Here is a 15,225-nt window from a genome sequence, read left to right as displayed (position 1 = left end):
GACTTGATACCAGCAACGACATCCACAGGGAGAGGCTTCTTTGGCAAGCTCAATCGCACCGGGCCTTGTGGCCTTGCACGGCAACTGCACCGAAACACTGGCTGACACGCTGATGGCGTGGATGCAAGCCCATCCCCTGGAGCCGCTGGAGCAAGAAACCGTGCTGGTGCAAAGCAATGGCACGGCTGAGTGGTTCAAGATGCGCATGGCCGAACAACTGGGAGTGTGCGCTGCCGCCAAGGTGGAGCTGCCTGCGCGCTTTATCTGGCGCACCTACCGACAGGTGCTGGGCAAGCACGAGGTGCCACCGTCTTCTCCGCTCGAAAAAATACCGCTGACCTGGCGCCTGATGCGCTTGCTGCCCGCATGTCTGCATGCGCCAGCTTTTGCCCCGATTGCCAATTTTTTGCGCCCAGGTGAGCCCGAGCGTCTGCTGCAGCTGGCAGAGCGCCTGGCGGACTTGTTTGACCAGTACCAGATTTACCGCAGCGACTGGCTGGATGCCTGGCAAGCTGGGCGCGACGTGCTGCCCCAGACCGGCAAGCCAGATCAGACCATCCCCGCTGGCCAGATGTGGCAGCCCCAGCTGTGGCGTGCGGTGCTGGCTGACCTGACGGAGTCTGAAAAAGCCGCTACACGCACGGCACTGCAAGCTTTGGTGTTGCAGCGCCTGCGCGAAACTGCACCGGGCGCTCTGGTCACCCCCCGGCGGGTGGTGCTGTTCGGGCTGAGCCATGTGCCCTTGGCCATGCTGGGGTTTATGGATGCGCTGTCGCGCCACTCACAGGTGGTGCTGGCAGTACCCAACCCCTGCCGGTACCACTGGGCGGATGCGATTGATGGGCGCGATCTGCTGCGCATGCAGCGTCGGCGCCAGCCTCTTAAAAATGGCCAGGATCTGGCGGCGGTACCGCTGGAATCCATGCACACCCATGCACACCCGCTGCTGGCGGCCTGGGGCCGGCAAAGCCGTGACTATGTGCGCTTGCTCGACGCGTTTGACACCACGCTGGAAACTGCCAACGCTTCGATCTGGCCGCGTGTAGATTTGTTCGACGATACCCCTGCCGATCAAGGCACGCTGCTGCAGCAGGTGCAGCGCAGCATGCGCGATTTGTTGCCGCTCAGTGAGCATCCGCGTACCACCCAGCCTGGTCACCACATTCCTGCCAGTGATGGATCCATCGTTTTTCACAGCACCCACAGTCTGGTGCGTGAGCTGGAGGTGCTGCACGACCAGTTGCTGCACATGCTGGCACAACCGGCCGCTGCGGGGCAGGTGCCGCTGCAGCCGCGCGATGTGATCGTCATGCTGCCCGATATCGAGAAAGCGGCACCGTCAATTCGTGCGGTGTTTGGCCAGTATGGTCGCACCGATGCCCGCTACATTCCCTTTGATATTGCCGACCTGAGCGCCCGCGCCGCCAGCCCCATGGTGGTGGCGCTGCAATGGCTGCTGTGTCTGCCCCAGCAGCGCTGCCGCCTGAGTGAACTGTGTGACCTGCTGGATGTCCCTGCCATTGCCGCACGTTTTGGGCTGGCGGCGCAAGATGTGCCGCAGCTGACGCAGTGGATGGCGGGCGCAGGCATTCGCTGGGGCTTGAACAGTCAGCAGCGCGAGAGTCTGGGCTTGGGCAGTTGTGGCGAGCACAACAGCGCCTGGTTTGGCCTGCGGCGTATGTTGCTGGGCTATGCCAGCGGCAGCCGCAGCGTGCAGACAGAGGCAGGCCTGCAGCAGGCCGCAGCATGGGCAGAGATTGAGCCTTATGACGAGGTTGGCGGGCTGGATGCGCAACTGGCAGGTGTGCTGGCTGCCGTACTGGAGCGCTTGATGCACTGGTGGAATGAGGCGTTGCAGGAGGCGGTGCCCGATGTCTGGGCGCAGCGATTGCGTCAGTTGGCACAGGACATGTTTGACCCGCAAGATGAGGTCGAGCAAGCCTTGCTCGATGGGTTGGAGCAATCCTTGTCACGCTGGCAGAGCGCTTGTGAGGAGGCCGCCTACGCCCAGCCCATTCCTTTGGCGGTGGCGCAAGAAGCGTGGCTGCAAGCGCTGGAGCAGCCTTCGCTGGAGCAGCGTTTTCGCGCAGGTGGCGTGACTTTTTCCACCCCCATGCCCATGCGCGCCATTCCGTTTGAGGTGGTGTGTCTGCTGGGTATGAACGATGGGGACTATCCCCGCCGTGCAGCGCGCAATGACTTTGATTTGATGCAGCAAAGCGGCCAGTACCGTCCCGGCGACCGTGCCCGCCGTGACCACGATCGCCAGCTGATGCTGGATGCCGTGCTCTCTGCGCGGCGCACGCTCTACATCAGCTGGGCGGGCCACCATGTGCGCGACAACAGCGAGCAGCCTGCGTCGGTGCTGGTCTCGCAACTGCGCGAGTATCTGGCTGCTGGCTGGCGCGGCGAGCAGGACTTGCTGCAAGAGCGCACGTGGAGCTATCCACTGCAGCCTTTCAGCCGCCGTTATTTTGAGGTGGGTGCACCGCTCACCACTTACGCCAGCGAATGGCGTGCTGCCCATGCACAGGCCTTGCAAAATGCGCCCGTGCCCGAGATGCCCGCCTTTGTTCCTGATCCGCAAGTGCCTTTGACCGTGGCGCAGCTGACCGCCTTTGTGCGCAACCCTGCCAAGGCGTTTTTCCGTGAACGCCTGAGCGTGCACTTTGAGCAAGATGACAGCGTCGTGGACGATGACGAAGTGTTTCAGCTCGATGGCCTGCAAGCCTATGGGCTGGTGCAAGAGCTGCAGCAGCAATTTGTCGCGGACTGGGAGGGCTATGGTGCACCCAGACACACGAACACGCAGTACATCGATGGCGATGCCACGGCGCAGTTGCTGCAGGCCCGCATCCAAAGTCTGCAGCGTGCAGGACGCCTGCCATTGGCTGGACTGGGCGAACGTGAGGCACAGCAGTTGCAAGCTACCCTGCTGCCGGGTTTGCGCACATGGCAGCAGCTGCGCACGGACTACCCCCTGCCTGCCGAGCGCCAGCGCCTGCACTTCACACACCAGAACGTCGTGCTGCAAGACTGGCTCGATCAGCTGTGGTTGCCGTCTGCGCAGTCGGCGGGCGTGCTGCCCATCTGGTTGTTGATAGACCCGCGCGATGTGCTCGACGCCAAGCGCCAGCCCCGGCGCGATCGGTTGCTGCCCGTGTATATCCGCAGCCTAGTGGCCGCGGCATGCGGCGCTGAGGTGCAAGGCATGGTGGTGGGGCGTGATGCCTGTCTGCACGTACAGCCGATGGATGAGGCCGAGGCGCGCAGCACCTTGCAGACCTTGCTGCAGCTGTGGGTGCAGGGCCATGACCAGCCTTTGCCACTGCCTGCCAAAACCGGGCTGGCACTGGCAATGTCTGATCTGAATGCTGCCGTCAGTGCTTACGAGGGCGGCTTTAAACACCGTGGAGAGTGTGAAGACATGAGCTGGCAGCGCCTGTTCCCTGATTACGCCGCCTTGGCTGAAGACGGCCAGCTTGAACCCTTGGCACAGTCCGTGTATGCCCCGATGCATGCCTGGTGTGCCAGCAGCCTCGCGGTGGTGGACTGGACGCAAGATCTGGCGCAAGGAGCTCCGGCATGAGTGAGCGCCAGATTCTGGATGCGGCCAGCTTTCCGCTGCATGGCAGCCGCCTGATTGAAGCCAGTGCGGGCACCGGCAAGACCTGGACGATTGCTGCGCTGTACCTGCGCCTGGTGCTGGGCCATGGAGACGCCAACGGTTTTGGCAGGGCCTTGATGCCCTCTGATATTTTGGTGATGACCTTCACACGTGCAGCCACGCGGGAGCTGTCAGACCGCATTCGGGCGCGGCTGGTGGAGGCCGTGGCCTGCTTTCGGGGCCAGCAGGCCGTGGCCACGCACGACAGTTTCTTGCAAGCACTGATTCACGCCTACCCTGAAGGTGTGCAGCGCGAGCAGGCCGCATGGCGCTTGGCGATGGCGGCGGAGTGCATGGATGATGCTGCCATTTTCACCATCGACGCATGGTGCCAGCGCATGTTGCGTGAGCATGCATTTGACAGCGGTAATTTGTTTGATGAAGTGCTCGAGAGCGACGAAAGTCAGCGTTTGCTGGATGCCTGCCATGACTACTGGCGCCAGCAGTGCTACCCCTTGAATGGTGTGCAGCTGGAGGTGGTGCTGGATGTCTGGAGCGGTGTGTCGGCGTTGCTGCAAGACATGCAGGCCCTGGGCCGTGACAGCGTGGATGTACAGCACGGCGCAGGCAGCTTGGCGCAGTGCGTACAGCAAGCGCAGCAAACCCACGAGGGTACGCTGCAGACCTTGGCACAAGGCTGGGCGGACAAGGCGCAACGCCTGCAGCATTGGCTGGATGCACAACTGGATGGGCAGGCCTACCTGTGGGACAAGCGCAAGCTGCAGCCCGCGCGCTATACCGGATGGCTGCAGGCGCTGCGCGCATGGGCGCAAGACCCGCTGAACACGCCCCTGGCGCTGACAGAAGCTGCACGCCATCGCCTGAGTCCACAAGGCATGGCCGAAGCCTGCAAAGGCTCCACCATGGACGTGCTGCTGCCTACCGAATTTTCCGAGCTGCAGCAGTTGCTGCAAGAGCTGGACCGTCTGCCGCCATCTTCTGTTGCCATTCGTCTGCACGCGGCGGCACAAGTGCAGGCGCGTATGCAGTGGCTCAAACGTCAGGCCGGCACCTTCGGTTTTGCCGATATGTTGCAACGTCTGGATGTGGCACTGTCATCAGAGAATGCGGCCAATTTGCGCAGCAGCATCCTGGCGCAATACCCGGTGGCGCTGATTGATGAATTCCAGGACACCTCGCCGCTGCAATACCGCTTGTTTGACCGTATTTACAGCACCGCTGACAACCACCCGGAAAGTGCGTTGCTGCTGATTGGCGACCCCAAGCAATCAATTTATGGCTTTCGGGGGGCTGATATTTACAGCTACCTGCGCGCCCGTCAGGCCACGCAGGGCAGGCACTATGTGCTGGATGTGAATTACCGTTCCACGCATGCAATGGTGCGGTCGGTGAACCAGTGGTTTGCGCAGGCAGAAGTCCGGCCGGGGCAGGGCGCTTTCATGTTCCGCAAGCAGCAAGAGGGTGCAAGCACCAACCCCTTGCCGTTCGACCCTGTGCGTGCCCATGGCCGCAAAGAGCAGCTGGTGCACCAGGGGCAAGTGGTGCCCGCGATGCACGTACTGTGGCATGACGCAGAGGGCGAGCCGGTGAGCAGTGAGTTGCTGCGCCAGCACATGGCGCAGGCATGTGCCCAGCAGGTGGTGCAGTGGCTCAATGATCCCGAGGTGGGATTTGCACAAGACGGTCAGGCTTTGCAGCGTTTGCGCCCACGCGATATGGCGGTACTGGTGCGCACAGGGCGTGAGGCTGCAGCTGTGCGCCATCAGTTGCAGCGCCGTGGCGTGGCTTCTGTCTATTTGTCTGACCAGGAATCAGTATTTGGTAGCGACGAAGCACAGGACTTGTTGCTGTGGCTGCGTGCGGTTGCATCCCCCCTGGATGTGCCGGTTGTGCGCGCCGCACTTGCAACACGCATGATGGGCTTGAGCCTGCCCGAGCTGGCCTGGCTGGCCGCCAATGACGAAGCCTTTGACAGCTACAGCGAGCAATTGCGACACTTGCACGGGGTATGGCAGCGACAGGGAGTGCTGGCCATGCTGCGCCAGAGCTTGCACCGTATGCAGCTACCCGCCCGCTGGCTGGCGGACATGGGCGGCGAGCGCCGTCTGACCAACGTCCTGCACTTGGCGGAGTTGCTGCAAAACGCCAGTGCCACATTGGAAGGCGAGCAAGCGCTGATTCGCTGGCTGGCCACGCAGATTGAAGACCCGGGTGCCGGTGTCGAAGAGCAGATCGTGCGGCTGGAAAGTGATGCCGATCTGGTGAAAGTGGTGACCGTACACAAGAGCAAGGGTTTGGAATACCCCGTGGTGTTTCTGCCGTTTGCGGCGGACTTTCGGGCCTATAGCGATGACTTGGTGCGCTTGCCTCAGACTGATGGCAGCAAGCTTTTGAAGCTCAACGCCAGCGAGCAAGACAAGCAGCTGGCAGATGCCGAGCGCCTGCGTGAAGATTTACGGCTGTTCTATGTGGCGCTGACGCGCCCGCGTCACACCTTGTGGCTGGGATTGGGCGCACTGCGCAAAGGCAGTTCCAGCCGCTGTGTGAACCACCAGGGGGCCAGCGGCTATTTGCTCAATGGTGGTGAACAAGCACCCGCCAGTGCGTGGTGGAGTGCGCTGCAGACACTGGCGGGGCAATGCCCGGATATGTCATTGCAGCGCTTGGAGCTGCCGGTACACAGCACCAGAGTGCATGCTGCAGACCAGGCGCTGCCCTTGCATATGCCAGCAGCTTATGACGGTGAATTTGATCGCAGCTGGGGCATTGGCAGCTTTACGGCCTTGGTGCGCGGAGCCAGCAGCAAAGCCAGCGTAGTGTTGCCTGTGGCAGCTTTGCGCCCGGCCGATGATGAACGCATGGCGCTTGAGCTGTTGCCTGCCCAGCCCAGCTTGCTGAAAGCACAGGCCGATGCACCCGTGTGGCACCGCTTTAAACGAGGAGAGCTGGTGGGCAACTTCATCCACGACCAGCTGGAGTGGCTGGAAGGTGAAGACTTTGCCCTGTCTGCGGACGGTCAGGGCCCATTGGCGCAGCGTTTGGTGCGCCGCTGCGAGCATGCAGGCCGTGGTGATGAAGCGCAAGACGTGGTCACCTGGCTGTCTGCTGTGGTGCACCACCCATTGCCTGTCATTGACTGCAGCCTGGCGCAGATCGCCAAACGCCTGCCGGAGATGGAGTTTTGGCTGCCACTGGCGCAACTACCCGCTGCGCGGGTGGATGCTTTGTGCCATACCTTTATCCTGCCCGGCCAAACCCGGCCTGCCCTGCCGCAGCGCAGCCTGCACGGCATGCTCATGGGGTTTGCAGACCTGGTCTTTGAGCACCAAGGCCGGTACTGGGTGATGGATTACAAAACCAATCATCTGGGTGTGGATGCCGCAGCCTATACCGACGCAGCCCTGGCGCAAGCCATGCTGCAGCACCGGTATGACGTACAGGCAGCCTTGTACATGCTGGCACTGCACCGATTGCTGCAAAGCCGCATGGGCGCAGCCTATGCCCCCGATGAGCACCTGGGGGGAGCGCTCTACTTCTTTTTGCGAGGCATGGATGGTGCCGCGCGTGCCATACACACCGTACCGCCTGTACTGCCTTTGCTGCAGGCCCTGGAAGATTTGCTGCAAGAGGTGAGTGCATGATCCGCAAGCGCACGCGAGATACCGATACGCTGGATTTGTTTGCCGCTGCAGTGGTGCAGGCTCAAACCCTTTGCACAGCCGATACGCTGGATTTACTGCGCCACTGGGCAGATGCGGGTGTGCTGCGTCGGCTGGATGTGGCGCTGGCAGCATGGGTGCACGAGCAAGATCCACATATCGCACCCTGTGCTGTGGTGGCGGTCACGCTGCTGGCACACATGGAAGGGCGTGGTTACAGCTGCCTGCCTCTGGCCGATCTGGTGCATACCCCGAATGCAGTGCTGGGCTGGGAGGCGCAAGAGCTGCCGGCATTGCAGGCACTGTGGACGCAATTGCCATTACGTTTGGACGATTGGTTGCAGGCCTTGCAAGCCAGTGCCCTGGTGCGTGACGTGGGGCTGCAGGCTGACCATGCACAGCCTTTGGTGCTGGCCGCATCGGGTACGCCACAGCCGCTGCTGTACCTGCGCCGCTACTGGGACTATGAGCGCATGGTGGCAGCGCACATTCTGCAGCGCAGTCAGGCACCCACCGTGGCACTGGATGAACCTTCGGCACGGCAGTGGCTGGACAAGTTTTTTCCAGCCACACCAGATGCTTGTAACTGGCAGAAGGTGGCATGTGCCTTGGCGCTGCGCGGGCATTTTTCGGTCATTACGGGGGGCCCTGGTACCGGTAAAACCTACACTGCGGCCCGGTTGCTGGCCTTGCTGTTTGCCACTACGCCGAATGCCGATCAGCTGCGCGTGGCACTGGCGGCGCCCACGGGCAAAGCGGCGGCAAGGCTGAAGCAGTCGATTGAATCTGCTTTGCAGCACTTGCAGGTCAGCGTGGGCTCCGCGCTGAATCTGCCTGCGCTGGTGCAACGCGTGGGGGCAGCACGTACCTTGCATTCACTGCTGGGCGCACGCCCTGGCACGCGGCACTGGGGCTACCACGCAGGGCGGCCGCTGGATGTGGATGTGCTGATCGTGGATGAGGCCTCCATGGTGCATCTGGAGATGATGTCCGCGCTGCTGGAGGCGTTGCCTCCCAATGCGCGGCTGATTTTGCTGGGCGACAAAGACCAGCTGGCATCGGTGGAGGCGGGGGCAGTTTTGGGTGACCTGTGCCGCGACGCAGCGGCTGGGCGCTATGGCACGGCCACGCTGGGTTTTGTGGAGCGCGTGGCTGGTGAAACGATTCCGCAGAGTTTTCATGCGCTGGGCGCCGCCCCTGCGTTGGCGCAACACACGGTAATGCTGCGTGCCAGCCGCCGTTTTGATGGGCCGATTGCAGTCCTGGCCATGGCGGTGAACGCAGGCGATGCGGCAGACAGCCTGCAAGTGCTGCAAGACGATGTGACGCAACACGGAGAACGCGCGCGCATTGCGCTGCGCCAGGACGGATACCTGCCCGCAGTGCATGCACTGGCTTTGCTAGGGCGCGGTGATGCTCCGGGCTACGGGGCCTATGTGGAGGCATTGCAACGCTGGGCGGATGTGAAAAACGGTGCAGAGATAGAGGCGGTCCACCACCGCTGGGTGTGCGATGTGTTGCAGGCGTTTGACCGCTTTCGCTTGCTGTGTGCGGTGCGTGAAGGTGCGTGGGGCGTGGCAGGTCTGAACCAGTCCATTGTCAGTGCCTTGCGTGCGCAAGGCGTGATTGCGCCAGAAGGGGAGTGGTACGCGGGGCGTCCTGTGATGGTCATGCGCAACGATGCCGCACTGGGTGTGTTCAACGGTGACATCGGCATGGCCTTGCCCAGTGCGGCGGCTGGCAATCCTTTGCGGGTGTATTTCCTGCAGGGCGATGACTTGCGCTCTGTGAGCGTGGCGCGTCTGGCGCATGTTGAGACGGCCTTTGCCATGACGGTGCACAAAAGCCAAGGCACCGAGTTTGAACATACGGCGCTGGTGCTGTCTGCACATGCGGGCGGCGTGCTTGGGCGTGAACTGGTCTATACCGGTATCACCCGGGCACGGGAGCATTTCACGCTGATGGCGGAGCGCCCCGGATTGCTGAGCACCGCCATTGCCAGCCCGACGCGCCGTGCCAGCGGGCTGCTGCGATTTCTGCAAGGGGAGTTGTACTCCTGAAATGAGCGCTTCCAGTTTGGAGGGAGACGGCGCTGAAGACGGATTGCATGGAAAGCATGGGGGTGATGTTTTCATACGCTTTGCCCGCTGTATCTAAAATGCCTTCCATGCTTTTTTTGCCCGCTTCGCACCTGTCGCGCCGCACCATCACTGGTGTGCTGGCGCTGTGGCTGTGCGTGGTTGCGGCAGGGGTATGGGCACCGCTGGCGCGTGCGCACATGGCTGCCCAAGGGGTGGAGCGCCTGTGCTCTGGCGAGGTCGTTCCGCAATGGGCGCCCAATCCAGTGGCGCACGCAGAGCATGGCGACGCTGGTGCACTGCACCATTTGATCGATTGCCCTTTGTGCTTGCCGGTGCTGGCACCACCGCCCGGGGTGCACAGCAGCCCGCAGCATGCAGCGCCGCAGCTGGTGCCGCCAGAGCCAGTGGCAACTGCGCACAGGGCCATGCCTGGACAGTGGCCACCGGCTCGCGGACCACCTGTCTAGACACACTTTCTTTGCATGAATGTGCGGTGCAAGATGTGCACTGCGGGTGTTGGATTTTTTGAAAGAACTTTGTGATGTCTAAGACAACAACATGGCTGTCCTGCGCGCTGCTCAGCGCTTGCTTTGTCGCCCCTGCGTGGGCCCACCCAGATGCTGCCCATGTGCAGGCAGACAACGCATGGGCGCGTGCCAGCGTCACGGGGCAGCAGGCCTCAGGGGCCTTTATGCAATTGACGGCACGAGAGCCATTGCGGCTGGTAGGGGTAGAGACACCCGTTGCCGCTTCGGGTGAAATCCATGAAATGAAGATGGACGGCGATGTGATGCGCATGCGCCAGATCGACGCGCTGGAGCTGCCCGAGGGGCAGATGGTAGAACTCAAGCCCGGTGGATACCACTTGATGTTCCAGCAGCTCAAAGCGCCTTTGAAAGATGGCTCCGACGTGCCTGTGACCTTGGTTTTTCAGGACGCCAAGGGCGCTACGTCGCGGCTGCACCTGCAAGTGCCCGTCAAGCGCACAGCCCCAGCTACCGGGCAGCCAGGCAAGTCCACGGCTCCAGCGCATGGACATGGGCACGGGCATTAAGCACAAAAGTCACAAGATGTACGTGCGCTGCAAGGCGTGAGCACTTGTGCATTAAGCTTGTCATAAGCAGCCCGGGTATCTTGGTGCCCGGGCTTTTTTCTGGCTTAGTGCAGGAGGTAGGTATGAGCGATTCATCGGCTTTTGGCTTTGGCAAATTCATCCCGGGTTTTGATTTTCTGCAAAACCTCGGCACAGCCGGGCAGCCTCCAGCAGCCATGCCTTCTTTTTCGCACTGGGTGGCACCCACCATGAGCGTAGAAGAAATCGACAAGCGCATTGAAGAGCTCAAGGCTGTGCAGTTCTGGCTGGAGCAAAACAACCGCGCACTGAGCGCCACGGTGCAGGCGCTGCAGGTGCAGAAGATGACGCTGTCTACGCTCAAAGGCATGAACGTCAATCTGACTGATCTGGCCAAAGCATTTCCTTTCGCGGCCGGCGCAGCGGCGGCAGTAGCTCCAGCGGACGCGGCCAGCCATCTGTCGGGCTGGCCCCTGTCGGGTGCAGCACAGCCTGCAGCAGAACCCCCAGCCCAGCCATCAGCAGCGCCTGAGCCAGAGGCCCCCAAGCCAGAGACGCCAAAGACCGAAGCAGCAGGTGCAGCGCCAGATTCGGCAGCGCAGGCAGCCAACATGGCCACGGCCATGCAATGGTGGGGCGCGCTGACGCAGCAGTTTCAGCATATTGCGCAGCAGGCAATGCAAGACCCCGCGCAGCAGCAAGCCATGGCCAAGGCAACGCAGATGGGTTCAGAGTTTGCCAAGACTGCGGTGAAAACGGCTGGCGACATGGTACGCAAAGCGGTAGCGCAGGTGCAGCCTGCCAAGGCAGCATCGGGGGCAGCGAAGGCAGCGCCCAGCAAGGCGGCACCCAGCAAGGCGGTGCCGGCCAAGAAGGCGGCTGTCAAGCGCAGCGCGCCAGCGAAGAAAGCGGTGCCTTCTGACAAGAAACCGGTCTCTGCGGCCGCCAAAAACAAGGGTGCTGCGGCTAAAAAATCAACTGCCAGCAAGACACGAGCGCGCTGATCGTTTCCAGCCTCCTGCCGGAGAAGCGTCGCGCACGCCATGCATGCGCAAAGGAGTCGTCGCTTGATGCCGTTTTTCCCCTGTGCCCATGCTGGACACCCGCTGTGGCCACACGCTGTCAGGCAAGTGGTGGTGCAGCTGGGTGCGCAAATCAGCATGCAAAATCTGCAAGCTCCAGCAAGTCTGGGGCTGGTGTATGTCTCAGCCTCGTATGCCGAGCATGCGGGCGAGATTGTGGCTACGCTCTCCAAAGCCTTTCCTGAAGTGCAGCACTGGGTGGGGTGTGCGGCCCATTCGGTGCTGGCAGGCGACATGGACTATGGGCACACCGGAGCCATTGCGGTCATGTTGCCGTACCTCAATACGCAGGATTACCAGGTTTTTTCTGGCATTGCGCCCTGGCACCAGGGTGCATTTACTCCGCACTGTGCATTGATTCATGGGGATGCCTCTTGGCCCAGCATCGGGCAGCAGGTGCACGCCTTGGGGCAGCACATGGGTTGCGATGCACTGGTTGGCGGTCTGTGCCATTTGAGCCATGAGCACAAGCAGTGGTCCTGGGGCGCACGCGCCACGCCCTCCAGCATGGGAGGCGGCCATGGAGGCATTCAGATGGGTGGTTTGTCCGGTGTGGCCTTTTCTGCCAATGTGGACTGTCTGACCGTGGGCATGCAGGGGTGCAAGCCTGTCGGTGCCACCCACACCATGACCCGGGTAGAGGGCGATACCGTGCTGGAGCTGGATGGGCAGCCTGCATTGGAGGTGTTTTTTGGCGATATGAACTGGGGTGAAGTGCTGGCACAGCAGCACCCCAACATTGAGGCAGTCTGGCGCAAGGTACAGAACACCTTGCTGGCCACAACGCCCTCAGGTCGTTATGTGCAGGGGGGGTGCCTGGCCTCTGATGCCCGGGTTGTGCGTGTGGCGGGTGTGAATCCATGGCGCCAGACCATTGTTCTGGAAGGCACACCGGTTCAGGGGCAGTCTTTGACCATTTGCCAGCCTGATGCGCTGGCCGCACGGGCAGATATGCGGCGTGCTTGTGCTGAGCTGTGGGAGTCTCTGACAGCACCGGTGGCCCAGACCTGGCTGGATAGCGAGCCTGTGGCAGCGAGTGGACGCAGCATTTGTGGGGCGGTCTATATTCGCAACCAGCAGCGCCAGTTATTACCGCGCAGTCCTCGGGTGGATGCAGAGCTGCAATGGATTCGCCATGCCTTGGGGCCGGTACCTTTGCTGGGTTTTTCGTCGACCCATGAAATTGATGCCGGTCAGGTGCAGCATTTGAGTGCACAGTTGCTTGTTTTTACCCAGCCACTTCAGGCTTTGTCATGAGTGATCACACCCCGCAGTTTGGGCTGCTGCGCCAGCGGCGATTTGGCCCTTTTTTTGCCACCCAGTTTCTGGGAGCCGCAAACGACAACATGTTCAAGTTTGCGTTGACGGTTTTAGTGACCTACCAGTTGCAGGTGGGCTGGCTGCCTGCCTCGGTTGCGGGGCTGGTGATTGGCGCTTTATTCATCCTGCCTTTCGTGCTGCTGTCGGCCACAGCCGGCCAGCTGGCAGACCGGATGGACAAAGCCGTGCTCATGCGGCGGGTGAAAGACTGTGAGGTAGCCATCATGGCCACCGCCTTGCTGGGCTTTGTCATGCAATGGCCTGCATTGTTGCTGGTGTGTCTGGTGGGCATGGGTGTGCACTCCACGTTCTTTGGCCCGGCCAAGTTCGCCTATTTGCCGCAGGTGCTCAAGCCCTCAGAGCTGACAGGCGGCAATGGCATGGTGGAGATGGGCACTTTTGTGGCCATCTTGCTGGGCAACATGGTGGGTGGTGTTTTGATTGCGACCCCTGAAGTGGGGCGCGTGCACGTGGCGATTGCCTGCCTGTGTCTGGCGCTGGTCGGGTGCTGGACGTCCCGCTCGATTCCCAACCAGGCCAAGCCCGAAGTGGTGCAGCGCATGAACTGGAATCCATGGTCAGAAACCATGGCCAATCTGCGTTTGGCCCGTACCGATGGTCTGGTGTTTCGCGCGGTACTGGGCATCAGCTGGATGTGGTTTTTCGGCGCAGTGTTTCTGGCGGAGTTCCCGGTGCTGGCCAAAGAGGTGCTGCATGGCAATGAGCAGGTGGCAGCATTGCTGCTGGTGGTTTTCTCACTGGGGGTAGGTACGGGGGCATTGCTGTGTGAATCGCTCTCACGAGGGCGTGTGGAGCCGGGGCTGGTGCCTATCGGTGCGCTGGGGATGACGGTGTTTGCCATTGATCTGTGGTGGACATTGGAAGGCCTGTCTGCGGTCACGCACGTTTTGACGCTGAGCGCATTTATCCATGCTCCGGGGCGCTGGCATGTGCTGCTGGATTTATTCGGCTTGTCTCTGGCAGCCGGTGTTTACAGCGTGCCTTTGTATGCACTGATTCAGCAACGCAGCCCAGTGACACACCGTGCGCGCATCATTGCTGCCAACAATATTTTGAACGCCCTGTTCATGGTCTCTTCTGCCGTGCTGGCAGGTGGCTTGCTGGCAGCGGGGTTGAATGTGCCGCAGCTGTTCTTGAGCATGGGTGTGGCCAATGCGGTGTTTGTGGCCCTGATGTGCTGGCGCGATCCGCAATACCTGCGGCGCAGTAAAAACTGGGTGCTGCGCAGTTTGGGACGCATTCATACCCCATCCGCATAATGCACACCAAGATGTGGAGGAAATAAGAAATGGCGAAGTCTTTGCGATTGTCGGAAAAGTGGTTCCAGCGTGGACTGTGGGTGGTAGCACTGGTTTTTGCCAGCTTTCTGATTGGCTTGGGTTCTGCCGTGGTGGACGATCTGCCGCAGGTAGAGCAGCGGCTGGAGCTGGATGATTTTCTGGATCTATCCTCAGTACAGCCTCTGCGCCTTGAGCAAGAAGCTTTGCATAGCGTGCAGCGTAAAACCATCGAGGCGCGCGATCAGGCGCAGTTGCAGTGGCAAAAGGCGCGCAGTGACACGCAGGCCGCACGCGATAACTTCAACAGCTGGATTGCCACACGCTCTGCCACACAGCGCAGCGAGCAAGACCCCGACGTCATTCGCCGCACGCAAGAGCTTGAGCAGTTGCGCGCGTTAGAGCGCAAAGCCCAGCAACAGCTGCAAGATCAGGAGCAGATTTTGCTCAACACCCGCCAGCAGGCGCAGCGTGTCAGCAACACGCTCGGCGAGATCGAACGTGATGCACACGAGCGGCTTAACAAGGCAGAGCGTGCCCAAGAGCTGCGCGTGTTTCTGTACCGTCTGGCCATCACCTTGCCTTTGCTGGCTCTGGCTGGCTGGTTGTTTGTGAAAAAGCGCAAAAGCACATGGTGGCCCTTTGTATGGGGTTTTATCTTTTTTGCGCTGTTTGCCTTCTTTGTCGAGCTGGTGCCTTATCTGCCCAGCTATGGCGGCTACGTGCGCTATGCCGTGGGCATTGTGCTGACCGTGCTGATAGGGCGCTGGGCCATTGTGGCGTTGCAGCGTTACCTGGAGCGCCAGCGGCAGGCAGAAGCCTTGCCTGCCAGCGAGCGGCGCACGCAGATGACTTATGACAAAGCCTGGACGCACCTGAGCAAAGGGGTGTGCCCCGGCTGTGAGCGCCCTGTGGATCTGAAAGATGGGGTGACCGATTTCTGCCCCCACTGCGGCATTGGCCTGTTTGAGCCATGTACCGCCTGCAATGCGCGCAAGAGCACGTTTGCCAAGTTCTGTTTCAGCTGTGGCACCCACGCGCCAGCCGCATCGCTAGAAGAACGTAAAACTTGAAAAATGAGCGAG

General features: G+C 61.3%; 8 protein-coding genes and 1 pseudogene. All 9 read left to right on the top strand.

Annotated elements, in window-relative coordinates; translation table 11 throughout:
• Window positions 1–40 precede the first annotated feature (40 nt).
• Entirely contained in the window at window positions 41–3,589 is a 3,549-nt protein-coding gene (recC, locus tag IB213_RS17095; RefSeq protein ID WP_192408031.1) for an exodeoxyribonuclease V subunit gamma, read from the top strand.
• On the top strand, window positions 3,586–7,269 hold the full coding sequence (gene recB / locus IB213_RS17090) for an exodeoxyribonuclease V subunit beta (protein ID WP_192408029.1): 3,684 nt from the start codon (window positions 3,586–3,588) through the stop codon (window positions 7,267–7,269). The genes recC and recB overlap by 4 nt, the downstream gene beginning before the upstream one ends.
• On the top strand, window positions 7,266–9,347 hold the full coding sequence (gene recD / locus IB213_RS17085; protein WP_192408027.1) for an exodeoxyribonuclease V subunit alpha: 2,082 nt from the start codon (window positions 7,266–7,268) through the stop codon (window positions 9,345–9,347). Before recB ends, recD begins: the two co-directional genes overlap by 4 nt.
• A gap of 107 nt (window positions 9,348–9,454) precedes the next feature.
• Entirely contained in the window at window positions 9,455–9,835 is a 381-nt protein-coding gene (locus IB213_RS17080) for a hypothetical protein (protein ID WP_192408025.1), read from the top strand.
• A 74-nt stretch (window positions 9,836–9,909) separates the two neighbouring features.
• A complete protein-coding gene (locus IB213_RS17075; RefSeq protein WP_192408023.1) occupies window positions 9,910–10,422 on the top strand; it encodes a copper chaperone PCu(A)C in 513 nt (170 codons plus the stop codon).
• Between the two features lie 122 nt (window positions 10,423–10,544).
• Window positions 10,545–11,444 carry a PhaM family polyhydroxyalkanoate granule multifunctional regulatory protein gene (locus IB213_RS17070; RefSeq protein ID WP_191722186.1) on the top strand — a complete coding sequence of 300 codons (900 nt, stop codon included), beginning with the start codon at window positions 10,545–10,547 and terminating at the stop codon, window positions 11,442–11,444.
• Window positions 11,445–11,510: 66 nt separating this feature from the next.
• Entirely contained in the window at window positions 11,511–12,779 is a 1,269-nt protein-coding gene (locus IB213_RS17065) for an FIST N-terminal domain-containing protein (RefSeq protein WP_192408021.1), read from the top strand.
• Window positions 12,776–14,086 (top strand): annotated as a pseudogene (locus IB213_RS17060) (MFS transporter); the annotation flags it as partial. The gene IB213_RS17065 and the pseudogene IB213_RS17060, both read left to right, overlap by 4 nt.
• Window positions 14,087–14,151: 65 nt before the next feature.
• A complete protein-coding gene (locus tag IB213_RS17055; RefSeq protein ID WP_192408019.1) occupies window positions 14,152–15,213 on the top strand; it encodes a zinc ribbon domain-containing protein in 1,062 nt (353 codons plus the stop codon).
• Window positions 15,214–15,225: the final 12 nt, after the last annotated feature.

Origin of the sequence: Comamonas sp. CMM02 (genome assembly GCF_014851485.1) — a bacterium.
GTDB lineage: Bacteria > Pseudomonadota > Gammaproteobacteria > Burkholderiales > Burkholderiaceae_C > Comamonas > Comamonas avium.
The sequence above is the reverse complement of the archived record's forward strand: the minus strand, read 5'-3'. Positions and strand labels throughout refer to the sequence as shown.

Coding starts and splice junctions, on each gene's coding strand:
- IB213_RS17065 (WP_192408021.1), top strand. CDS start 11,511: ATGCCGTTTTTCCCCTGTGCCCATGCTGGACACCCGCTGTGGCCACAC.
- recB (WP_192408029.1), top strand. CDS start 3,586: ATGAGTGAGCGCCAGATTCTGGATGCGGCCAGCTTTCCGCTGCATGGC.
- IB213_RS17070 (WP_191722186.1), top strand. CDS start 10,545: ATGAGCGATTCATCGGCTTTTGGCTTTGGCAAATTCATCCCGGGTTTT.
- IB213_RS17080 (WP_192408025.1), top strand. CDS start 9,455: ATGCTTTTTTTGCCCGCTTCGCACCTGTCGCGCCGCACCATCACTGGT.
- IB213_RS17055 (WP_192408019.1), top strand. CDS start 14,152: ATGGCGAAGTCTTTGCGATTGTCGGAAAAGTGGTTCCAGCGTGGACTG.
- recD (WP_192408027.1), top strand. CDS start 7,266: ATGATCCGCAAGCGCACGCGAGATACCGATACGCTGGATTTGTTTGCC.
- IB213_RS17075 (WP_192408023.1), top strand. CDS start 9,910: ATGTCTAAGACAACAACATGGCTGTCCTGCGCGCTGCTCAGCGCTTGC.